The organism is Pseudomonas sp. MMS21 TM103 (assembly GCF_022132145.1).
Taxonomy (GTDB): domain Bacteria; phylum Pseudomonadota; class Gammaproteobacteria; order Pseudomonadales; family Pseudomonadaceae; genus Aquipseudomonas.
Window position 1 is genome coordinate 234,286 of record NZ_JAJISP010000008.1, and the last position, 21,961, is coordinate 256,246.

The following is a 21,961-nucleotide window of genomic DNA, read 5'->3' on the forward strand; positions in this document are numbered from 1 at the left end:
GAGCAGCACGCGACTCCGACCCCTTGGGTCCTAATCGCTGGATCACCTTGCATGCGATGAGCAGGCACGCCCCGTGATGGGTTACGCCGCGCAGAACCTGCGACCTGTACAGGTAGCGCCTGGGCGGCTAACCCATCCTGGAGTCCGTGAATCAATCGACCTTGAGCACCAGCTTGCCGAAGTTCTCGCCGCTGAACAGCTTGAGCAGGGTTTCCGGGAAGGTTTTCAGGCCGACCACGATGTCTTCTTTTGACTTCAGTTGACCGCTGGCCAGCCAGCCGGCCATTTCCTGGGCGGCCTCGGCGAAGCGCGGGGCGTAGGTCATCACCACCATGCCCTCCATGCGCGCGCTGTTGATCAGCAGTTGCATGTAGTTGGCCGGGCCCTTGATTGCTTCCTTGTTGTTGTACTGACTGATGGCGCCACAGATCACCACCCGCGCCTTGAACCTGAGGCGCGTCAGCACCGTATCGAGGATGTCGCCGCCGACGTTGTCGAAATACACGTCCACACCTTTCGGGCATTCGCGTTTCAGGCCTGCGTGCAGGTCTTCATTCTTGTAGTCGATGGCGGCATCGAAGCCCAGTTCATCGATCAGCAGCTTGCACTTGTCGGCCCCGCCGGCGATGCCGACCACGCGGCAGCCCTTGAGCTTGGCAATCTGTCCAACCACGCTGCCGACTGCACCGGCGGCGCCGGAAATCACCACTGTTTCGCCGGCCTTGGGCGCGCCGACATCGAGCAGGCCGAAGTAGGCGGTCATGCCGGTCATGCCCAGCGCCGACAGGTACAGCGGCAGCGGGGCGCGCCTGGGGTCGACCTTGTAGAAGCCCTTGGGTTCGCCGAGGAAGTAATCCTGCACGCCGAGGGCGCCGTTGACATGGTCACCGACGGCGAAGTCCGGGTGCTGCGAGGCGACCACTTCACCGACGCCGAGGGCACGCATCACTTCGCCGAGGCCGACCGGCGGAATGTAGGACCTGGCATCGTTCATCCAGCCCCGCATGGCCGGGTCGAGGGACAGATAGAGGTTTTTTACCAGGATCTCTCCGGGGCCGGGCTCGCCGAGGGGCGATTCCACGTAGCTGAAAGTGTCGCGGCTGGGCAGGCCGACGGGACGCTGGGCGAGGAGGAATTGGCGGTTGAGCGTGGCAGTCATGATGGTTACTCATTGAACGGAAAGATTCGTGATAGCCCCTGCTGGTCCGATGGGCAAGGTTTGCCCAGGGGCCGAATGGCGGTTAATCCATTCGGGTGATAGCGGTATGGGGGCTTAATCATTATTTTGCATGGAGCCATAACCGCTGTTCGAATAGAGCTGTCGGGCCAGGCGCGGCTCTGACTAGACTCGGCGCAGACTTTCACTGCATGTGAGGACACGAAGATGAGTTTGAGCTTTTCCGGCCAGGTTGCCCTGGTCACCGGCGGCGCTGCCGGTATTGGTCGTGCGACGGCCCTGGCATTCGCCAACGAAGGCCTCAAGGTAGTGGTTTCCGATGTCGATGTGGCAGGCGGTGAAGGCACAGCAGAACTGATCCGTGCAGCCGGTGGCCATGCCACCTTCGTGCGCTGCGACGTGACCCGCGATGCCGAGGTCAAGGCGTTGATGGCCGCCACGGTAGCCGCCTATGGTCGCCTGGACTACGCCTTCAACAACGCCGGCATCGAGATCGAGAAGGGCAAGCTGGCCGAGGGCACCGAGGCCGAGTTCGACGCCCTCATGGGCGTCAACGTCAAGGGCGTCTGGCTGTGCATGAAGCACCAGATCCCGCTGCTGCTGGCCCAGGGTGGCGGTGCCATCGTCAACACCGCCTCGGTCGCCGGCCTCGGCGCGGCGCCGAAGATGAGCATCTACAGCGCCTCCAAGCACGCGGTGATCGGTCTGACCAAGTCGGCGGCGGTGGAGTACGCGAAGAAGAAAATCCGCGTTAATGCGGTGTGTCCGGCGGTGATCGACACCGACATGTTCCGCCGCGCCCATGAAGCCGACCCGAAGAAGGCCGAGTACGCCGCCGCCATGCACCCGGTCGGGCGCATTGGTAAGGTCGAGGAAATCGCCACCGCGGTGCTCTACCTGTGCTGCGACGGCGCCGCCTTCACCACCGGCCATGCCCTGGCGGTGGACGGCGGGGCGACCGCGATCTGATCGCGGCTGTTGTGTTGCAATGAACAAAGGCGCCTATCCGGGCGCCTTTGTTATTCAGGCCTGGTGCAGCCTGTAGGAGCGGTTTCGGCGCGAATTCTTCGAGACATCGCCTAAGCTTCGCGGCCAAAGCCCCTCCCACGGCAAGGGTGGCTTCACTCAGTGCCGGCCGCCACTGAGTTCGCAGGATGGGTTGAGCGAAGCGATACCGATCAATCCTTGCCCCAGTTAAGAATTGCCAGGGTCAGCAAGCCGGCGACTATGCCCCAGAAGGCCGAACCGATCGAGAACAGGCTCATGCCCGAGGCGGTGACCAGGAAGGTGATTAGCGCGGCCTCGCGCTCCTTGGGTTCGCTCATGGCCTGGGTCAGGCCGCCGATGATCGAGGCGAACAGCGCCAGTGCCGCGATCGACAGGATCAGCGCCTTGGGCAGGGCGGTGAACAGGGCGGCGAGGGTGGCGCCAAAGATCCCGGCGATGCCGTAGAACAGCCCGCACCAGACTGCGGCGGTGTAGCGTTTGCTCGGGTCTTCGTGGGCCTCGGGGCCGGCGCAGATCGCCGCGCTGATGGCCGCCATGTGGATGCCGTGGGAGCCGAAGGGCGCCAGCAGGATCGATAGCAGGCCGGTGCTGGTGAGCAGCTTGGAGGCCGGCACCTGGTGGTAGCCGTTGGCACGCAGCACGGCGATGCCCGGAAGGTTCTGCGAGGCCATGGCGACGATGAACAGCGGGATGCCGATGCTGATCGCCGCCGCCAGGGAGAAGCTCGGCGTGGTCCATACCGGGGTGGCCAGTTGCAGTTCGAACTCGCTGAAATCGAGCAGGCCGAACAGCGCCGACAGCAGGCAGCCGACCAGCAGCGCGGCGAGTACCGCATAACGTGGCAGCAGGCGTTTGCCCAGCAGGTAGGCAAACAGCATCGCCACCACCAGCACCGGCTGCTGCTCGGCGGCGCCGCAGATTTCCAGGCCGATCTTGAACAGCACCCCGGCCAGCAGGGCGGCGGCGATGGAGGCGGGGATACGCCGCATGATGCGGTCGAAGCTGCCGGTCAGGCCGATCAGCACGATCAGCCCGGAGCAGACGATATAGGCGCCGATCGCCTCGGCGTATGGCACCCCCGGCAGGCTGCTGATCAGCAGCGCCGCGCCGGGAGTCGACCAGGCGATCATCACCGGCGCCCGGTAGCGCAGCGACAGGGCGATACTGCCGATGGCCATGCCGATCGACAGCGCCCAGATCCACGAGGAAATCTGCCCGCTGGACAGACCGGCGGCCTGGCCGGCCTGGAACATCAGCACCAGCGAACTGGTGTAGCCGGTGAGCATGGCGATAAAGCCGGCGACCACCGCCGAGGTCGAGGTGTCAGCTAGTGGGTGCAGGCGTGTCTGGACCGCTTCGGGCATCTACAGGACTCCTTTGACGTCGGCGAGAATCGGGTACAACGAGGCGACCAGCAGCAGGGCCATGCCGACATTGAAGCCGCGCAAGACCCGCGGGCTGCTCAGCCAGTTGCGCAGCAGACTGCCGGCTACGGTCCAGACGCTCATGGTCGGGCAGTTGACCAAGGCGAACAGGCCGGCGATGCACAGCACATTGAGCATGAAGTCGTCCTGAGGGGTATAGGTGGTAATGGCGCCGATGGCCATGATCCAGGCCTTGGGGTTGACCCACTGGAAGGCCGCGGCCTGGAGGAAGCTGAAGGGTTTGCCGCGCGCGCCGACGTTGCTGTCTGGCGCGCCGGAGTTGGCTATCTTCCAGGCCAGGTAGAGCAGGTAGGCGGCGCCGACGTAGCGCAGCAGGCTGTAGAGCAATGGCACCTGCTCGAACACTTGGCCGAGGCCCAAACCGACCGCCAGCACCAACAGCATCAGGCCCAGGCTGATGCCGAGCATATGCGGCAGGGTGCGGCGCAGGCCGAAGTTGGCGCCGGAGGCGAGCAGCATGGTGTTGTTCGGCCCCGGCGTCACCGAGGTGACGAAGGCGAAGGCGATAAAGGCGATCAGCAGTTCAGGGGTCATGGTGGCGGCACTCGGGGTCTGTGCTGCTCAGCCTAAGGGCAGTTGTGCAGGGCGTCGCGGTACAGCAGGGCAGGCAATGGGTGGAACAGTTTGCAGGTGTGCGCGGAAGTGGGCGGTACAGTTGCCCCGCACCAGGCGCTTCAACCTTGCGACGATCCGCCTTGATGGCTGTTGCCCAGGGCCTGATTGACCTCGAGCCAGCCCTGTACGGCCTCTTCACCGACTTCGCCGAAGGCCCGTTGCAGCAACTTGGCCTGCTCGCGGCGCAGGGCCAGTTCCAGCTTGGCCCCTTCGGCGGTAAAGCCGAGCAGGCGTTTGCGCTTGTCGTCCTCGGCCGCCAGGCTCTCCACCAGCCCCATTTCCAGCAACTGACGCAGCGGCGTATTCAGTGCCTGCTTGCTCACCCCCAGGTAGGCCAGCAGTTCCTTCATGCTCAGCCCGGGGTACTTGGCGATAAAAAACAGAATGCGGTGGTGCACGCGCGACAGGCCGCGACGCGCCAGCATTTCGTCGGCCTTGGCGGTAAACGCCTGGTAGCCGAAGAAGAAGGCCTCCATGGCGGCTTGCTGGGTGGTTACGTTCTTGAGGTCAAGCATTAAGGTCAAGCCTGTTGACGTATTGGGTCGGGGTATCGTAATTTCGGTCAAACAGTTTGACCTATTTTTATTCGCCTTTGCTACCGGTGTCTCCATGGCCTTCTCTGAACGCGTTGCCCGCCTGAAAAGCTCCTTGATCCGTGAAATTCTCGCCGCGGCGCAGCGCCCGGAAGTGATGTCCTTCGCCGGTGGCTTACCGGCCGAGCCGATGCTGCCCAAGGTCGAATGGGCGGATATGCCGACCAGCATGGGCCAGTACGGCATGAGCGAAGGCGAACCGGAATTGCGCGAGGCCATTGCCGATGAAGCCCGCGCCCTCGGCGTACCCTGCGATGCCAGCCAGGTGCTGATCGTCAGTGGTTCGCAGCAGACCCTGGACCTGGCCAGCAAACTGTTTATCGATCCGGGCACCGAAGTTTTGCTCGAAGCACCGACCTATCTGGCCGCCTTGCAGGCCTTTCAGTTGTTTGGCGCCGACTGCATCGCCGTGCCGCAGGAGGCCGATGGCCCGCAAATCGACGCACTGCGTCAGCGCCTGGAACAGCACAAGCCGGCTTTTGCCTACCTGATTCCGACCTTCCAGAACCCTTCGGCGGTGCGCTACAGCGAAGCCAAGCGCGATGCGGTGGCGGCCTTGCTCGACGAGTTCGGCGTGACCCTGATCGAGGATGAGCCCTATCGCGAGCTGGTGTTCGACGAGGGCAGCGCCACGCCGATTGTCAGCCGCCTGCACAAGGCCAGCTGGATCTATACCGGCACCGTGTCGAAAACCCTGTTGCCGGGGCTACGTGTCGGTTACCTGATCGCCACCCCGGATCTGTTCCCCTATCTGCTGCGGCTCAAGCAGTCGGCGGACTTGCACACCAACCGCGTCGGCCAGTGGCAGGCCCTGCAATGGTTGGGCACTCGTCACTACCGTGAGCATCTGGCCGAATTGCGCGACTTCTACCGCATCCGCCGCGACGCCATGCAAGTGGTGTTGCAGGAGCACTTCAGCGATCTGGCCGATTGGCAGATTCCCCAGGGCGGCCTGTTCTTCTGGCTGACCCTCAAGCAGCCGCTGGATACCCGCACATTGCTCGAGCCGGCGCTGGCGCAGAACGTCGCCTTCATGCCGGGCGAGCCGTTTTTCATCGATCCGGATCAGCATCCGGGGCATTTGCGGCTTAACTTTAGTCACGTCGCGCCGGAGCGTCTGAACGAAGGCCTCAAGCGCCTGGCCGAGGTGATCCGCCAGGCGCAGGCCGCCGAGGCGGCTTGATCCAACAGCGCACACCACAGCAAAACCAGAGGAGGGCGGGGCGATGTACAAGGTCTATGGCGATTACCGTTCGGGCAACTGCTACAAGGTCAAACTGATGCTGCACCTGCTCGGCGTGGCCTATGAGTGGGTGCCAGTGGACATCCTCAAGGGCGAGACCCAGAGCGAGGCCTTTCTGGCCAAGAACCCCAACGGCAAGATCCCGGTGCTGGAGCTGGAAGACGGCACCTGCTTGTGGGAGTCCAATGCGATTCTCAATTTCCTCGCCGATGGCACGGAGTTTCTGCCGAGCGAGCCGCGCCTGCGCACCCAGGTGCTGCAGTGGCAGTTCTTCGAACAATACAGTCACGAGCCCTACATCGCCGTGGCGCGTTTCATCCAGCTCTATCAGGGCCTGCCCGAGGCGCGCCGCAAGGAATACGAGGAGTGCCATGCGCGCGGCCACAAGGCGCTCAAGGTCATGGAACGGCAGCTGCAGCGCACCCCCTACCTGGTTGGCGAACAGTACTCGATCGCCGATATCGCGCTGTACGCCTACACCCATGTGGCGGATGAGGGCGGCTTCGACCTTGGTCCCTATCCATCAATTCGCGCCTGGCTCGATCGGGTGGCCAGTCACCCCAGGCATGTGAGCATGTTGGGTTAACCAGGCGTCCAGCTCTGCTCGATGCACGCAGCATGTTGCGCCGGGCTGCTACAGTTCCAGGCAGGTCGAGCAGTCGAATGCTTTGACGCAATGCCAGCCGCCTTGGCGGCAACCGTCCGGAGTGACGCCGCCCATGATCGAAACCCCCAGTCGCAAAATCCAGTTGGCGCTGATCGTGGTCATGCTCCTGCTGATCTGGCTGTGGGCCGCGATCAACCCCTTGAGCCGTGAGGACTGGTTGCTGGAAAACCTGCTGGTGTTCTTTTTCGCGGGCCTGTTGCTGGCGACCTATCGGCGCTTTGCCTTTTCCCTGACGGCCTATTGGCTGTTCGCCCTGTTCATGGCCATGCACCTGTACGGCTCCCATTACACCTACTCGGAAACGCCCCTGGGCTTCTGGTTTCAGGAAGCCTTTGCGCTGGGCCGCAACCACTACGACCGCTTGGTGCACTTTTCCTTTGGCTTGCTGCTGGTCTATCCGCTGCGGGAATTACTCCAGCGTTCGGCCGGGCTCACCGGCAGCTGGCTGTGGATCCTCAGCCTCGCCGTGGTGATGGCCATGAGCGCATTCTACGAACAGGTGGAAATGCTCGCGGCCGTGTTGGTCAGCCCGGAACTGGGCTCGGCCTTCCTGGGCACTCAGGGCGACGAATGGGATGCCCAGAAAGATTCCGGGCTGGCCATGTTGGGGGCCTTGAGCATGTTGCTGCTGCTCGCCCTCGGGCAATCGCAAGAGCCGGCGAGCCGGCGCTGAAACGGTCAGCGTTTTAGTCCGAGTCGCATGCCGATCTTGACCATTTCGAAGAACATCAGCAGTGCGGCGCCGTAGGCAAATGCCACTAGCCACTGCTCGATAGATGCGGGCTGGAAAGCGAAAACCCGTGCAAGCGGCGTGATCGCGGTAACCAGCAGCAACATCGCCAGGGTGCTGGCGAGCACCCATCCGCCAACCCGGGATAGCCCCAATAACATCGATCTCCAGCCGTGTACGGGCGAGCGGTTGGCGAGGATCAGCCCGGTATTGGCCACCACCAGGGTGATAAAGGCCAAGCCGCGGGCCACATCCTGCGCCATGCCATTGGCCAGCCCGCTGCGATACAGGGCCACCACCACTATGCTGACGCCGAGACCCTGGAGCATGCCCAGCGCGATGTGGCGCATGCTCACCAGCGGTTCGTTCAGTGCGCGTGGCGGCTGACGCATTGGCTCGCCACGGCCATTCTCGGCCTCGAAGACGATCGAGCAGGCTGGGTTGATCAGCAGCTCGAGAAAGGCGATGTGAATCGGCGCCAGCAGCAAGGGCAATCCCAGCAGCACGGGCATGAGGCTCAGGCCGATGATCGGCATATGCACGGCGATGGTGTAGATCAGTGCCTGGCGCAGGTTGGCGAAGATCTTCCGGCCGCGCCGGATGGCCGCGACTATGGCGCTGAAATCGTCGTCGAGCAGCACCAGCGCCGCCGCTTCGCGCGCCACGTCGGTGCCGCGCTTGCCCATGGCGATGCCGATATGGGCGGCCTTGAGCGCTGGCGCATCATTGACCCCGTCGCCGGTCATCGCCACCACCTCGCCACTGGCCTTGAGGCTTTCCACCAGCGCCAGCTTTTGCTGCGGGCTGACCCGGGCAAAGACGCTGGTCGAGCGCAGGCAGTCGGCCAGCTGGGAGGCATCCATCTCGGCCAGCGCCCTGCCGCTGCACACCCTTGTGCTGGCGATTCCGGCGGCGGCGGCAATGGCGCGGGCGGTGCGCGGATGATCGCCGGTAATCATGACCAGGCGGATACCGGCGCGCTGGCACTCGGCGATGGCCGCAGGCACGTCCTCGCGCAACGGGTCGGCCAACCCGAGCAGGCCGATGAACTGCAAGTCAAAGTCATGCTGGATCTCCGGCCATTGCGGGCCCGGTGGATGGCGCGCCTTGGCCACGCCGAGTACCCGCAGGCCGCGTTCGGCCAACTGCTCGGCTTGTTGCAGCACCTGCTGGCAGTCGCCTGGCGACAGGTGACAGAGGTCGACAATCGCCTCCGGCGCGCCCTTGGTGGCGACGAACGCCGGTTCGGCGGCATGTTCCTGCCACAGGTGCGACATCGCCAGTTGAGCCGGCGACAGTTCGTATTCGCGCACCAGCAGCCAATCCGGGTGCAGGTGTTCGGTGTTGGCCAAGTAGTCATGGGCGAAGCGGTGAAAGGCTTGCTCCATCGGGTCATGCGGCTCGATTTCGCTGGCCAGCACTGCGTATTCGAGCAGCTCGTGGAACGCTTCCGGCAGCTCCGTGGACGTCAGCGTGTCGACGTCGAGAGTCTCTCCGGCGACGCACAGGGCCGCTACCTGCATGCGGTTGTGCGTCAGCGTGCCGGTTTTGTCCACGCACAGCACGCTGGTCTGCCCCAGGGTTTCGATGCTGCTGAGGCGCCTCGTGAGGACCTGATGGCGAGCGATCCGGCGCGCGCCGAGAGCCAGAAAGACGATCATGATGACCGGCAACTCCTGCGGCAGGATGCCCATGGCCAGGGTGATGCCGGCCAGCAGTGCCTCCAGCCAGCCGCCGCGCAACATCTGATAGAGCAAGGTCAGCAATACGCACAAGCCTGCACCGATCAACGCCAGCCGCCGAGTCAGTCGCGCGATTTCAGCCTGCAGCGGGGCCGACTGCAGGGAGATGTCCTGCAATGACTGGCCGATATGCCCGATCTGAGTGGCTTTGCCGATGGCACTGACCCGAATCAGGCCTTGCCCGCGGACTACCAGGGTGCCGGCGAATACCTCGCCACCATCGGCAAACTTGGCCACCGCCGCGGATTCTCCGGTGAGCATCGACTCATCAACGGCCAGTTCATGCGCCTGCAAGAGCAGGCCGTCGGCGGGCACGCGGTCGCCCTCGGCGAGCATCAGGATGTCCTCGCGCACCACCTCGCGCCCGGCTATGCGCACGGGTTTGCCGTCCCGGATCACCAGGGCTCTGGGGCTTGAAAGGTCGCGCAGAGACTCCAGCGCGCGCTCGGTATGGCGCTCCTGAAGCACCGTGATGGAAATGATGATGAGTACGAAACCGAGCAGGATCAACGCCTCACGAGGGTCGCCCATAGTCAGGTAGATCGCCCCTGCACCGAGTAGCAGCAGGAACATTGGTTCGCGCAGCACGCTAACGGCGATGCTGAGCAAGCCGCGACGCTGGTCGGTGCCCAGCTCATTGGGGCCTTCGGCGCTGAGCCGGGCGGCGGCCTGCTGCTGGCTCAGTCCGCTCGGCAGTTCGATACTCATGGGTTGCCCTGCATGCTGCCTTTGCTCCATTCGGGAGACTGTCGGGTGGCGTGCTGTTGACCACGCTCGGCCGCGTCGACCCGCCCTATGCTTGCGCGCAAACTGCCACATAGCCATGTATGAATCTGAATCGGTCGATTGCCAAGTGCTGCTCAAGACTATCGGTGTGTATCAATTATGGATAAGCCGCCGGATAAGTGGAGAATCCGCAGGTCTCGAATGCTCCGCCTCCTATTGGACACTATGGGCAGATCACAGCAAATTGCCTTGACCTGGATGCCAATGCGCGCGATTCCCGGGCAGGGCATGGCGAGCAGTCCAGCATTCTTGACTGCAGCGGCGCACGGTTGCGCGAGTCCGCCCTAGGGTGTGGGCCTTGCTCAATATGCCGTGATCTTGTTGAGCCGCGTTCTTCGGCCTGCGCAGCCGAGGGCCTGTTAATCTACGGCGAGATCTGTGCCTATATCTGGAGTAGCCCATGAATATCGTCAATGCGCGTCTGCGCGGCCGCAGCGGCCTGTTTCGCATCGAACTGGCGCAGGCACGCATCGCCGCGATAGTTATGCAGGCACAGGAGTTGATCGCCGCGGCGGATGAACTGGACGCCGCCGGTAACCTGGTGGTGCCGCCATTTGTCGAGCCGCATATCCACCTCGACGCGACTCTTACGGCTGGCGAGCCGAACTGGAATCTCAGTGGCACCCTGTTCGAAGGCATCGAGCTCTGGGCCGAACGCAAGGCCCTGGTCACTCACGAGGACAGCAAGCAGCGGGCGCGCAAGGCCATCGACATGCTGGTCGACCACGGCATCCAACATGTGCGCAGCCATGTCGACGTCACCGATCCGACCCTGGCCGCGCTCAAGGCCTTGCTCGAGGTGCGCGAGGAAACCCGTCACCTGATCGACCTGCAGCTCGTCGCCTTTCCCCAGGAGGGCATCGAGTCTTACGCCAATGGCCGCGCGCTGATGGAACAGGCCGTAGCACTGGGCGTCGACGTGGTGGGCGGTATCCCGCATTTCGAGAACACCCGCGAGCAGGGGGTCAGCTCGATCAAGTTCCTCATGGACCTGGCCGAGCGCAGTGGTTGCCTGGTGGATGTGCATTGCGACGAGACCGACGATCCGCACTCGCGCTTTCTCGAAGTGCTCGCCGATGAGGCGCGCGTGCGCGGCATGGGCGCGCGGGTCACGGCCAGTCATACCACCGCCATGGGCTCCTACGACAACGCCTACTGCTCCAAGTTGTTCCGCCTGCTCAAGCAGTCGCAGATCAACTTCGTCTCCTGCCCGACCGAGAGCATCCACCTGCAGGGCCGTTTCGATGTCTATCCCAAGCGCCGCGGGCTGACTCGCGTCGCCGAGCTCGACCGCGCCGGGATGAATGTCTGTTTCGGCCAGGACTCGATAGTCGACCCCTGGTATCCGCTGGGCAACGGCAACATCCTGCGCATCCTCGAGGCCGGCCTGCATATCTGCCACATGCTTGGCTTCGAGGATCTGCAGCGGGCGCTCGACCTGGTCACCGACAACAGCGCGAAAACCCTCAACCTGGGAGAGGGCTACGGCATCGAAGTGGGGCGCCCGGCCAACCTGCTGATTCTGTCCGCCGCCAGCGATTACGAAATGCTGCGCAGCCAGGGCCATGCCCTGGTCTCGGTCCGTGCCGGCCGGGTGTTGATGCGCCGCACACCGGCGCAAGTAGTGCGCGGCGCAGAGCCTGGGGCAGGGCGATAGCTGCATGGCCGGGAGTTGTCGCGCCTAAACAAGCGCTTGCGCGTTGCGCCAGGGCTTACTCGGGTCACATCGCAGTTTGAGACGTATCGGGGACGTCAGGCCGCCGCGAAGCGCTCGTTCAGATAGGCAATGATTGCCTTGGACTCGTACAGCCAGGTGCTCTGGCCGTTGTCCTCGATGCGCAGGCACGGCACCTTGATCTTGCCGCCTTGCTCGAGCAGGGCTTGGCGATGCTGGTCGTCGTTCTTGGCGTCGCGCAGGGCAACCGGCACGTTGAGTTTGTGCAGGGTGCGGCGGGTCTTTACGCAGAATGGGCAGGCATGAAACTGGTACAGCGCCAGGCCCGTTGCGGCTTGGGCGACGGCCGCCTGCGCTGCAGGCGCGCGCCTGAGCTTGCGCGGGCGGGTGATGAAGTCGAGAAACACGATCAACTGGCCGAGACCGATTCTGAGTGCCTTGATAAGCATTGCGTGACAACCCTGGGAAGAAAATGGCGGGGGCGAAGCTTACCCGAGTTTGCCGGTGCCGGCCTGTGCGTTGGTCGCCTGCCGGGGCTTTTGCGCCAGCCAGGGCCGCCTTTAGGCATAATTGCCCGCATGTCCCGCATGTCCCGCATGGCCGAGTGACCTTGCCCATGATCAACAATCAACCAGAGCGTCCAATGAAGCCCGAAGACCTGCAACTGCTGGTGACCCGCGAAATACCTTTCGGCAAATACAAAGGCCGCTTGATCGCCGATCTGCCTGGCCGCTACCTCAACTGGTTCGCCCGCGAGGGCTTTCCCAAAGGAGAAATTGGTCGCCTGCTGGAATTGATGCAGGAAATCGATCACAACGGCCTGTCGTCGTTACTCGATCCGTTGCGCAGCAAGCCGCGCAGTTAGTGGCCAGTTGGGTCAGTGCAATGAATCAATTTTTGGGGTGCCGGCGGCCCTGATTCTGTGTTGTTGCTCCTCGCCATAACAGACCATGGCTCGTCGCCGCGCCTTGTCTCAGAACCTCATGCATCGGCACTTGAGCTGACCAATTAACCACACTGGCTGCTGACGCCGCAGCATGATTGGACAATCGCCGGCGCACTCGACTACCTTGAGGATTCATCCCCAATGGCGATAGCAGATCATGGCCTTGAAGCACGCAGCATCGGGAGAAGTAGTCAATCTGCTGTCTGCCGCCGAGTCGCCCGATTTCATCTCCCAGGCAATTGTCAGCGCCCCGCGTATCGAGGTCATGCGCCTGGTATTGCAGGCCGGCAAAGTCATTCCCGGGCACGCCGTAGCCGGCCCGCTTACCCTGCATTGCCTGCGGGGCTGCGTCGAGGTTCAGGCCCAGGGCTCATGGCATGAAATGCATGACAACGATCTGATGTACCTGGCCGAAGAGGCCGAGCATGCCCTGCGGGCCAAGACCGACTCGATCATGCTGGTCACGCTCTTTCGTCCGTCTCATGCATCCAGCAACAGCTGAAAAATCCGCGGAATGACCTCCGTTCAATTGCCTTGATTTCGTCGATAGGCTCCTAAGCAACTATTCACTGATCTGCGTCAGCCCCCATTCCAGAGCACTTGAGTAGCCTTGGCGCAGCGCTCGCATTGCAGTCGAGCGGCATACTAAGGGCTGAGGGAAATGAGTTATCTGGTTTGGCAGGACGATCTGAATACGGGCATTCAAGTCATCGATGACCAGCACAAACGCATTGTCGACATGATCAATTCCCTGCACCAGGCGAAGGTGAGTGGGGGCAGTGGCGGTGAAGTGGGGGACGTGCTCAACGGTTTGGTGGATTACACCCTGTCGCATTTCGCCTTCGAGGAATCGCTGCTGGAGGAGGCCGGCTACGAGTTCACGCGTCCGCACAAGCGTGTTCATGAAATCTTCATTGCTCGGGTCAAGGACTTCAACCTGCGCTTCCAGGCCGGCGAGGACATCACCGATGAATTACTCAGTCTGCTCTCGCGCTGGTTGTTCAACCATATCCGCAGCGACGACGCCGGGTATGTGCAGGCGGTAAAAGACAATATGAATAGACTGGTTAGCAATCAACAGGCTGGAGGCTGGTTCTCGCGCTCGATGAAGAAGTTCTTTACCTGAGGCTTGCCTGACTTTTACGCGCAAAACTGGTGCGGCTGCTAGGGATAAGCGTCCCAGTGCAGTAGCGGCTGCTCATCCAGGACGCAATAACCCATAAGCGGGGCACCCGCCACAAGAAGGCTGCGCGCGACAGCCTTCGCGACACAATTTTCACATCGGACTTGGCAGACTTTCCGCCGTTTTCACTGAGTTGGCTGTGGAGTGGTGTCGATGCAATTATCTTTGCGCTACAGGCGTTGGTTGTTGAGCTGCCTGGTACTGGTTGTGCCTGGCTTGGCTTACCCCGCCTGGCGGCATTTCTACCCGGTCAGCACTTCCTCTGATTGGCAATATCAGGTTTTTCAAGCGGATATTGACCGCGTCAGTGCCTTGGCCCTCGATGCTCAGGGCAGGCTGTATATCAGTCAGGAATTTTCCGACGGCAAGGGCACCATCCTCAGGCAAAACCGTGACGGTAGTCTAACGACGGTCTTGAATGGCTTGTCCAAACCAGACGGGCTGGCCTCATTTGGTCCCGGTGTGGCGGTCAGTCAGGAAGCGGACAAACGACCGCTGTTGCTATTGCAGGGCGACATGGCCGAGCCGCTGTTCTCCAGCGACAGTGTCGAGGGTATCGCCAGCGACGGCCATTACCTGTATGTCATCCAGGACAAGCACCGTGGTCGGCTGTTGCGTTACGACTCCATCAACGGTGAAGTCGTCACCTTGCGTGAGGGCCTGAATGAGGGCGAAGCGGTGACGGTCTGTGCCGATGGACGGTTGTTCTATAGCGAGAAGAAAGAAGGTTGGGTCAAGCAGTGGCAAGCCTCGGGGGAGGACACATTGGTTCAGGCCGGCCTCAACCAGCCGGGTTTTTTACTGTGCACCGCCGACGGCCTGTGGATCACTGAAGACAGTACCCATATGGCTCGGCTGCTGTTGCTCGATGCGTCGGGAGAGTTGCAGGTAGTCATGCAACATTTGCGCTCCGCCCAAACCATCATCGCCTTGGAACCCGGCCGCTACTTGCTGGCCGAGCAAGGCCGTAAGCGCATCCTCGAACTCAAGCGTCGACCTCACGGAATCTGAATCTATGGCCTCCACTCCGGCCTTTAAGCATCCCTCGTCGGCAGCTCTTCGCGCGCGTCCGACCCTGCAAAGCCACTTGGTCTTCACCCTCTTGAGTGCGATGGCGCTGCTGCTGATCTATGCCTTGCTGCGTGTTGCCTTGCTGGTCTACAACAGCGAGTTGATTGGCGTGACGCCTGCAGTAAGCTTTGCCGAGGCCTTTCTCAACGGCCTGCGATTCGATCTGCGGGTGGTGGTCTATGCCTGCATCCCGTTGCTGCTGTCGTTACTCAGCGTGCGCGCCATGGCTGCCCGAGGCTTGCAGCGCTTCTGGCTGACGGGATTCGCCAGCGTCACCCTGTTTCTCGGGTTGTCCGAACTGGACTTCTACCGTGAATTTCATCAGCGCCTCAATAGCCTGGTGTTCCAGTACTTTCAGGAAGACCCCAAGACTGTCCTGAGCATGCTGTGGAACGGCTTCCCGGTCGGCCGCTACCTGCTTGCCTGGGGTGTTGCGACCTGGTTGCTGAGCGAGCTGTTCAAACGCCTGGATCTGCACAGTCGGCCAGCGGCCAAGCTGTCGTCATCAGCCACCGGCGCGCCGGCCTGGTATTGGCGCATCGCTACCTTCGGCGTCTGCCTGGTGGTGGCCGTGATTGCGGCCCGTGGCCACATCAGCCAGGGGCCGCCGCTGCGCTGGGGCGATGCCTATACCACCGAGTCGATGTTTGCCAATCAGCTCGGCCTGAATGGCACCTTGACCCTGGTCTCGGCTGCCCAAGCCAGTTTTTCCTCGCACCGTGAAAATGCCTGGCAGTCGACCATGACCGACCAGCTGGCCCAGGAAACCGTGCGCAAACTGCTCCTGACCCCTTACGATCAGCTGGTCGATGCCGACACCGCAGCGATCCGCCGTGACTTCACTCCGCCCGCCGACGCCACCTTGCCGATTCGCAACGTGGTGGTGATCCTGATGGAAAGCTTTGCCGGTCATTTTGTCGGCGCCATGGGTTATCCGGGCAATATCACGCCGAACTTCGACAAGCTGGCGAAAGAGGGCCTGTTGTTCGATCGCTTCTTTTCCAACGGCACCCATACCCACCAGGGCATGTTTGCCAGCATGGCCTGCTTCCCCAACTTGCCGAGTTTCGAGTACCTGATGCGCACCCCAGAAGGCGCGAACAAGTTCTCCGGCCTGCCGCAACTGCTCGGTGCGCGCGGCTACGACAACCTGTACGTCTACAACGGCAACTTTCAGTGGGACAACCAGTCGGGCTTCTTCAGCAACCAGGGCATGAGCAATTTCATCGGCCGCGAGGACTTCGTCGATCCGGTATTCATGGACCCGACCTGGGGGGTATCCGACCAGGACATGTTCGACCGTGGTGCCAGCGAGCTGGCCAACAACTTCGGCGCCAAGCCGTTCTATGCCTTGCTGCAAACGCTGTCCAACCACACCCCCTATGCCTTGCCAGCGGATCTGCCGGTCGAGCCGGTGACCGGTCACGGCTCGGCCGATGAACACCTCACCGCCATGCGCTATGCCGACTGGGCGCTCGGTCAGTTCTTCGACAAGGCGCGCAAGGCGCCGTATTTCAAGGACACCCTGTTCGTGGTGGTCGGCGATCATGGCTTTGGCAGCACCGAGCAACTGACCGAGATGGATCTGTTTCGCTTCAACGTGCCGCTATTGCTGATCGCCCCGGGCATCCAGGACAAATTCGGCGCCGTCAGCCACACGGTCGGCACCCAGGTCGACATAGTGCCGACCATCATGGGCCGCCTTGGCGGCGAGGTGCGTCACCAGTGCTGGGGGCGCGACCTGCTCAATCTGCCGCAAGGTGATCTGGGCATCGGTGTGATCAAGCCCTCGGGCGGCGATCAGACCGTGGCCTTGGTAACCTCCAAGCGCATTCTGATTCAGCCCAAGGGGTTTGAGCCGCGGTTGTATGACTATCGCCTAGGAGCCGAGCCGAGCGCCACGCGCGTACACAGTGATATCGATCCTGAACTGCAGCAGAATCTCGAGGCCTTCCTGCAGACGGCCACCAAGAGCTTGCTGGATAACAGTGCCGGCGTGGAGGGTGGGTCGCCTGAGCGGCAGTGAGGCGGCTGAGGGTTGCGCCGGATGGCCTGCTGTTTTGTAGCTGACGGATCGCATCGCAAGCATTCCGATGCCGATACGGTCGGCCACCTGCACAGGCATCGCGCTGGGTCGGCCCTCCTACAACAGCAGTCATCAGTTGTCTGGCTGGTGGCCAATTGTTGAGTCCGCTACTTGATTGGTATGCGCGTGTGCCATGCTTTTGCGAGCATCGTTTACAGTAGCCGGCGCGTTGCGTAAAAAGCGCTAAGCGCTGGTGCCTGCGTGCTAGATCGAGGTTGCTGACACATGTATCACGGGGAAAAATTCAACGCCTGGACCCATTTGGTCGGTGCTGTGCTGGCGTGCATCGGGGCGCTCTGGCTGCTGGTGCTGGCGAGCCTGGATGGCGAGCCGATGAAGATCGTCAGTGTCGCCATCTACGGCGTCACCTTGCTGCTGCTCTACAGTGTCTCGACCATCTATCACAGCGTGCAGGGGCGGGCCAAGGTGATCATGCGCAAGCTCGATCACCTGTCGATTTACCTGTTGATCGCCGGCAGTTATACGCCGTTCTGCCTGGTGACCTTGCGCGGCCCCTGGGGCTGGTCGCTGTTCGCAGTGGTCTGGCTACTGGCACTGATCGGCATGCTACAAGAGATCAAACCACGCTCCGAGGCACGGGTGCTGTCGCTGGTGATCTATGCGCTGATGGGCTGGATCGTCCTGGTGGCAGTCCAGCCGTTAATTGCCGGCCTGGGCACTGCGGGCTTCACCTGGTTGGCGGCGGGTGGCGTTTTCTACACGGTCGGGATCATTTTCTTCGTCTACGACAGCCGCTTCCGGCATTGGCATGGTATCTGGCACCTGTTTGTCATGGTCGGCAGCCTGCTGCATTTCGTCGCGATACTGTTCTACGTCCTCTGATACGGCGCGAGCACCGAGAGTGCTCGCGTATACCCGTATCCGACGAAACGTCGCCAGAGCTTGTGAAAAAGCGCTCAGGCCGTGGCGGCGGGTTTGTCGAAGAGGGCCACACCTTGATCCAGGCATTGATCAACCAACCATTTGCCGTGTGCGATGGAGGCACGCTGGGCACTTTCCAGTTCTGCGAGAAAGGCCTGGTCGAGGGGCAGCGGTAGCCGTCTGGTGGTGCGGCCGTCGGGGGTGGTGATATGGAAGCCGCCAGCCCAGGGTGTCGGAATGCCCGGGTGTTCGACAACGTCAGCGGTAATGATGTGGTCGCGGTGAGTGCATTGCATCGTGGTCATGAGATCAACCTCTTTATTCAAAGGTCTCTGGCAGATCCGCACGGCTAGAATTGAATCGGTCAAAGAGCCTGGTGGGCGGCAGGATATCCGTTCGGGATATGGGCACGGCGCGTTCCTCGCTACTTTTCCCTGCTCTCGATGGTATAGCACATGCTGATCCCCTCCAGTTTTCGGCGGCTATCCTCGCCTGCGCAGCCTTGAGCCGAAGGCCACGTGGTGCTGATCGTCGACAACGGTCGCTTGCTCGGCCTGATCCGCAAAAGCGGCGTATTCAATCTCGAGAGTCGCACCCAGCGCTGTGGAGGGCTTGGTCTAATAGTTCGGCTAGCCCCCCAATTGTCGAGTAAACCGCGATCCTCTAATGCCCCTTTACTTGATCTACAGTGAAGTGATTTCACCCGGTTCCACAGATTTCAGTGCCGGGCTGGCATCGGCGGCATCAAAGGCCAGGCTCAATTGCTGGCTGCGGCCTTCCACCACCGGCCGGTAATGGGGGTGAGTAAAAACATAGAGTTCGTTATTCAACACCGCTTCCAGCAACCGCTCGGCCACGATAACCGTGTCGATACCCGTGGTTACCGCTTCTTTTGCCTTAGCCGCGACCTCAAGGGTACGGGGGCTCGGTTTTGCATTCAGCCCAGGAACACCGCCGTATTGCGCCTGGCGGTTGCGCTCACTGCAGTAAATACGGGACTTGGCAAACGCCGGGCAGAGTACCGAAACGCCGATGCCGGCCGACTTGAACTCGCCTTGCCAACTCTCTGAGAGCGACACCACCGCCGCTTTAGTCGCACAGTAAGGACCGGCAAAGGGTATGCCGAGCGTACCAGCTACCGATGCCACATTGATCACATGGCCACCTTCACCGTGCTCCTTGATCAGGGGAACAAAAACCTGTGCGCCATAAACCACGCCCATCAGGTTTACATCGATAATCCAGCGCCAATTGCTTTCCGAAATCCGATCCTGAGGCCCTGCCACCGATACGCCGGCATTGTTCACCAGCACATGCACCTTGCCGAAACATTCCAGCGTAGCCTTGGCCGCTGTTTCCAGCGCATCGCGTTTCGCCACATCGCAGACTACGGCGGCCACACTATGGCCCTCAGCTTTCAGCGTTTGCCGCGCCTGCTCCAGCATAACGGCGTCGATGTCCGCCAACATCACGTTCATACCCTGCTGCGCGAAGGTGCGCGCGATGTGAAAACCGATGCCTTCGGCGGCGCCGGTGATGAATGCGGTTTTTCCAATAAGAGTTTGCATAAAAAGTCTTCTGTCCCACCCAATTGCTGGAATTAAGTGCGCCGTCTGAAACGACGCACGAGTGTTTTCGCTCCGGCGCTGTCCGTTAAGCAGTCGCGCGTTAGGCAACATGGATATCTAGCCTGGGGACCGCCTGTCTACCAACAGCATTTGTTGCCTGTATAGGTTGGCATCTTCGGAGCGTATGAGTGGTACGAGACCGCTAGCGCCAGGGTCTGGCGCCTCCTGTTGATCGAGGTCGGTGAGGATGAACTGTCGCTCCACATTGCCGGCGCCGGATTGATACCGCCTATCGTCAGCACGCCCATGTTGACCCGGCAGCGTTTCGTCGTGCCGGTTCTCAAGCACGTGGGCACCCTAAATCCTCGCCGAGGCCGGCTGGTCACAAGCCCATGGCAGAGTCGGGCGTGAGGCTCCGGAGCGCCTTGTAGCTAGGCTGATCCGGGATGCGCTTGAAGTGTTGCGCAAATTACCGCCTCACCCGGCAACCTGCTGCCGGTCGCCGGTTTTGTCACAAGTTATCTTTTGGCCCTGCAAAACTTTCTGCTTCGCGCTACTCTGCACTCGATAGCTTCGCGCCATTCGCTCTGAATGGCGCATCGTCGACCAGCCCTGTCTTCAGGTCTGGCTTATGACACATCAAGCAGCTCCTTGCTTGAATCTCGGGCGGCATGGTTACAGGTGTCGCAACACCGTCGTGGTTATGGCGGTTGCAATGGGAAAGCAGTTAATCCTTCCATCGCTGAGGAGATCACTTCATGAGCACAGCCTTGCACGATGATGTCAGTAACGGAGTTTTGCGGCGGATGAAAGAGGGTGGTTTTGACTTCACCAGCTTCCATCCCATCGAGTTCTACGCCATTTTCCCGGATGAGGAGCGGGCACGCATGGCGACCAGAAACTTTCGTGGCGAGTCCTTGCATGCCTTGGTCACCGAGCGTGATGACGGCGCCTGGCACCTGCAGGTGAGCAAGGTGATGTATGCGACCTACGATGGCATTGGCGACTTCGAGCATGATCTGGAGTCGGTCGTGGCCCCGCTTGGCGGCAAACTGGATGGTTGGGGTGTGACGCAGGAGGTCAAAACCCTGCAGCCTTGATCGTCAGTTAGCTCCCGCAACGAGCATCGGCCGGTTCCTGGCTGGCCGATGCGCTTATCTTTCGCTATTGCCCTCTCGACCCGAGCATCCGCTTTGCTGCAGACTTGGCGGCGGAGGCTGTTGATGAGCGATATCCTGATTCTTACCCACATCGATTATTGTCCGCCGGGTCATTTGGCCAAGGTGCTCGATGAGGCGCGGCTGGACTTTCATACGCTACGGGTCGACCTTGGCGAGCTCGATGACGTCGATCTGGATCGTCCCAAGGCCGTGGCGATCATGGGTGGCCCCATGAGCGTCAACGACCCCTTACCCTGGCTGGCAACTGAAATAGCGGCGCTGGAGCATTTCATCCGGCGCGATATCCCGCTGATCGGCCACTGCCTGGGTGGTCAGTTGCTGGCCAAGGCATTGGGCGCCGAAGTCAGCCGTATGCCTTACACCGAGAGCGGTTGGCAAATGCTCGAGCAGGTGCACGGGGCCGTGGCGAGTCCCTGGTTGGCCCATGTGCCGCAGCAGTTTCCGGTCTTCCAGTGGCATGGCGATACCTTCGACCTGCCGCATGGCGCCCGACCGTTATTGAGCAGCCCCTGGTGCGACAATCAGGCGTTCAGCTGGGGTGAGAAGATCTTCGCCATGCAGGGACACCCGGAAATGACCGAGGCGTTGGTGCGGCAATGGCTCGGCGACTGGTTGCATCTGCTTGATGAGCGTCAGCCCAGCCAGCAGAGCCAGGCGCAGATGCTCGATGATTTGCCGGGCAAAATAGCTGCCCTCAACCAGGTGGCCGAAGGTTTCTATCGGCATTGGTTGCAGCTGGCGCTGGTTTGAGATGCACGGCACGCCGCCTGGCAGTGCGTGACGCCAGCTGAAGCGCACGGGATTGCTCCCGATTGGTGCGTAGAAGACTCGTTTATTTCCTAAGCCTATGATTATTAATGGATAAGTCCGGTGGCTCGGGCTTTGCAGTGCTTTGGTGTGTCCGCGTGACAAGGAGCACGGCATGGTCCGCACCTTTTATGACGAGATGTACCTGGCGAATGGCGAATGCCGTCCGCACTATCAAGCGTTCGCCCGATGGCTGGCGGCAATCCCTCCAGAACAACTGGACCTGCGCCGCCGCGAGGCGGATCTGCTGTTTCACCGCGCCGGCATCACCTTCACCCTGTATGGCGATGAGCAGGGTACCGAGCGACTGATCCCCTTCGACACCATTCCGCGCAGCATTCCGGCCAGCGAGTGGCGCATGGTCGAGCGCGGCTGCATCCAGCGCGTGCAGGCGCTGAACATGTTCCTCGCCGATCTCTATCACGAGCAGCGCATCATCAAGGCCGGGATCATTCCGGCCGAGCAGGTGCTGGCCAACGAGGGCTACCAGATCGCCATGCAGGGCCTCGACCTGCACCGCGATCTCTATGCGCACATCGCCGGGGTCGATCTGGTG

At 61.6% G+C, this 21,961-nt stretch carries 22 protein-coding genes; 14 read left to right on the top strand and 8 right to left on the bottom strand.

Annotated elements, in window-relative coordinates; all coding sequences use genetic code 11:
- Window positions 1-151: 151 nt before the first annotated feature.
- Window positions 152-1,159 carry an NADP-dependent oxidoreductase gene (locus tag LJY18_RS21020; RefSeq protein ID WP_238044127.1) on the bottom strand — a complete coding sequence of 336 codons (1,008 nt, stop codon included), beginning with the start codon at window positions 1,157-1,159 and terminating at the stop codon, window positions 152-154.
- A gap of 225 nt (window positions 1,160-1,384) precedes the next feature.
- Between LJY18_RS21020 and LJY18_RS21025 the strand changes: the two genes are divergently transcribed.
- The gene (locus LJY18_RS21025) at window positions 1,385-2,146 is read left to right on the top strand and encodes an SDR family oxidoreductase (protein ID WP_238044130.1); all 762 of its coding nucleotides are present in this window, start codon (window positions 1,385-1,387) and stop codon (window positions 2,144-2,146) included.
- A 209-nt stretch (window positions 2,147-2,355) separates the two neighbouring features.
- Here LJY18_RS21025 and LJY18_RS21030 read toward each other — a convergent pair whose 3' ends face one another.
- From LJY18_RS21030 to LJY18_RS21040, 3 genes are all read right to left on the bottom strand, one after another.
- On the bottom strand, window positions 2,356-3,549 hold the full coding sequence (locus tag LJY18_RS21030) for a benzoate/H(+) symporter BenE family transporter (RefSeq protein WP_238044132.1): 1,194 nt from the start codon (window positions 3,547-3,549) through the stop codon (window positions 2,356-2,358).
- Window positions 3,550-4,164: a LysE family translocator gene (locus tag LJY18_RS21035; RefSeq protein WP_238044133.1), complete on the bottom strand. Its 615-nt coding sequence runs from the start codon at window positions 4,162-4,164 to the stop codon at window positions 3,550-3,552.
- 140 nt (window positions 4,165-4,304) lie between these two features.
- Window positions 4,305-4,760, bottom strand: a complete 456-nt coding sequence (locus LJY18_RS21040; RefSeq protein WP_238044134.1) for a MarR family winged helix-turn-helix transcriptional regulator — start codon at window positions 4,758-4,760, stop codon at window positions 4,305-4,307.
- Window positions 4,761-4,854: 94 nt separating this feature from the next.
- Between LJY18_RS21040 and LJY18_RS21045 the strand changes: the two genes are divergently transcribed.
- From LJY18_RS21045 to LJY18_RS21055, 3 genes are all read left to right on the top strand, one after another.
- A complete protein-coding gene (locus tag LJY18_RS21045; protein WP_238044135.1) occupies window positions 4,855-6,021 on the top strand; it encodes an aminotransferase-like domain-containing protein in 1,167 nt (388 codons plus the stop codon).
- A 43-nt stretch (window positions 6,022-6,064) separates the two neighbouring features.
- Window positions 6,065-6,667, top strand: a complete 603-nt coding sequence (locus LJY18_RS21050) for a glutathione S-transferase family protein (RefSeq protein ID WP_238044136.1) — start codon at window positions 6,065-6,067, stop codon at window positions 6,665-6,667.
- A 133-nt stretch (window positions 6,668-6,800) separates the two neighbouring features.
- Window positions 6,801-7,421 carry a DUF2238 domain-containing protein gene (locus LJY18_RS21055; protein WP_238044137.1) on the top strand — a complete coding sequence of 207 codons (621 nt, stop codon included), beginning with the start codon at window positions 6,801-6,803 and terminating at the stop codon, window positions 7,419-7,421.
- A 5-nt stretch (window positions 7,422-7,426) separates the two neighbouring features.
- On the opposite strand, the gene LJY18_RS21060 is transcribed toward LJY18_RS21055, so the two are convergent.
- On the bottom strand, window positions 7,427-9,928 hold the full coding sequence (locus tag LJY18_RS21060) for a cation-translocating P-type ATPase (protein ID WP_238044138.1): 2,502 nt from the start codon (window positions 9,926-9,928) through the stop codon (window positions 7,427-7,429).
- A 478-nt stretch (window positions 9,929-10,406) separates the two neighbouring features.
- Between LJY18_RS21060 and codA the strand changes: the two genes are divergently transcribed.
- Window positions 10,407-11,663, top strand: a complete 1,257-nt coding sequence (codA, locus tag LJY18_RS21065; RefSeq protein ID WP_238044139.1) for a cytosine deaminase — start codon at window positions 10,407-10,409, stop codon at window positions 11,661-11,663.
- A 95-nt stretch (window positions 11,664-11,758) separates the two neighbouring features.
- On the opposite strand, the gene LJY18_RS21070 is transcribed toward codA, so the two are convergent.
- Window positions 11,759-12,130 (bottom strand): glutathione S-transferase N-terminal domain-containing protein, encoded by a 372-nt coding sequence (locus tag LJY18_RS21070; protein WP_238044141.1) that lies wholly within the window; start codon window positions 12,128-12,130, stop codon window positions 11,759-11,761.
- Between the two features lie 194 nt (window positions 12,131-12,324).
- Here LJY18_RS21070 and LJY18_RS21075 point away from each other — a divergent pair, with 194 nt between their 5' ends.
- The 6 genes from LJY18_RS21075 to trhA all read left to right on the top strand — a co-directional run bounded on the left by LJY18_RS21075 (window position 12,325) and on the right by trhA (window position 17,810).
- Entirely contained in the window at window positions 12,325-12,546 is a 222-nt protein-coding gene (locus tag LJY18_RS21075) for a DUF3820 family protein (protein WP_238044143.1), read from the top strand.
- Window positions 12,547-12,784: 238 nt separating this feature from the next.
- Window positions 12,785-13,129: a hypothetical protein gene (locus LJY18_RS21080; protein WP_238044146.1), complete on the top strand. Its 345-nt coding sequence runs from the start codon at window positions 12,785-12,787 to the stop codon at window positions 13,127-13,129.
- Window positions 13,130-13,288: 159 nt separating this feature from the next.
- A complete protein-coding gene (locus tag LJY18_RS21085; RefSeq protein ID WP_238044148.1) occupies window positions 13,289-13,753 on the top strand; it encodes a bacteriohemerythrin in 465 nt (154 codons plus the stop codon).
- Between the two features lie 210 nt (window positions 13,754-13,963).
- Complete coding sequence (locus LJY18_RS21090) at window positions 13,964-14,821, top strand: hypothetical protein (RefSeq protein ID WP_238044150.1); 858 nt, start codon at window positions 13,964-13,966, stop codon at window positions 14,819-14,821.
- Between the two features lie 4 nt (window positions 14,822-14,825).
- Window positions 14,826-16,907, top strand: a complete 2,082-nt coding sequence (locus LJY18_RS21095) for an LTA synthase family protein (RefSeq protein WP_238044152.1) — start codon at window positions 14,826-14,828, stop codon at window positions 16,905-16,907.
- 285 nt (window positions 16,908-17,192) lie between these two features.
- Window positions 17,193-17,810 (top strand): PAQR family membrane homeostasis protein TrhA, encoded by a 618-nt coding sequence (trhA, locus tag LJY18_RS21100; RefSeq protein WP_238044155.1) that lies wholly within the window; start codon window positions 17,193-17,195, stop codon window positions 17,808-17,810.
- Between the two features lie 74 nt (window positions 17,811-17,884).
- Here the strand turns inward: trhA and LJY18_RS21105 are convergent, their stop codons facing one another.
- Window positions 17,885-18,154 (bottom strand): hypothetical protein, encoded by a 270-nt coding sequence (locus LJY18_RS21105; protein ID WP_238044157.1) that lies wholly within the window; start codon window positions 18,152-18,154, stop codon window positions 17,885-17,887.
- Between the two features lie 378 nt (window positions 18,155-18,532).
- Complete coding sequence (locus LJY18_RS21110; protein ID WP_238044159.1) at window positions 18,533-19,417, bottom strand: SDR family NAD(P)-dependent oxidoreductase; 885 nt, start codon at window positions 19,415-19,417, stop codon at window positions 18,533-18,535.
- Between the two features lie 758 nt (window positions 19,418-20,175).
- Between LJY18_RS21110 and LJY18_RS21115 the strand changes: the two genes are divergently transcribed.
- From LJY18_RS21115 to LJY18_RS21125, 3 genes are all read left to right on the top strand, one after another.
- A complete protein-coding gene (locus LJY18_RS21115) occupies window positions 20,176-20,517 on the top strand; it encodes a ribonuclease E inhibitor RraB (RefSeq protein WP_238044161.1) in 342 nt (113 codons plus the stop codon).
- 123 nt (window positions 20,518-20,640) lie between these two features.
- Window positions 20,641-21,348, top strand: a complete 708-nt coding sequence (locus LJY18_RS21120; protein ID WP_238044163.1) for a type 1 glutamine amidotransferase — start codon at window positions 20,641-20,643, stop codon at window positions 21,346-21,348.
- A gap of 172 nt (window positions 21,349-21,520) precedes the next feature.
- The coding region (locus LJY18_RS21125) for a circularly permuted type 2 ATP-grasp protein (protein WP_238044165.1) at window positions 21,521-21,961 on the top strand (441 nt) is incomplete at its 3' end.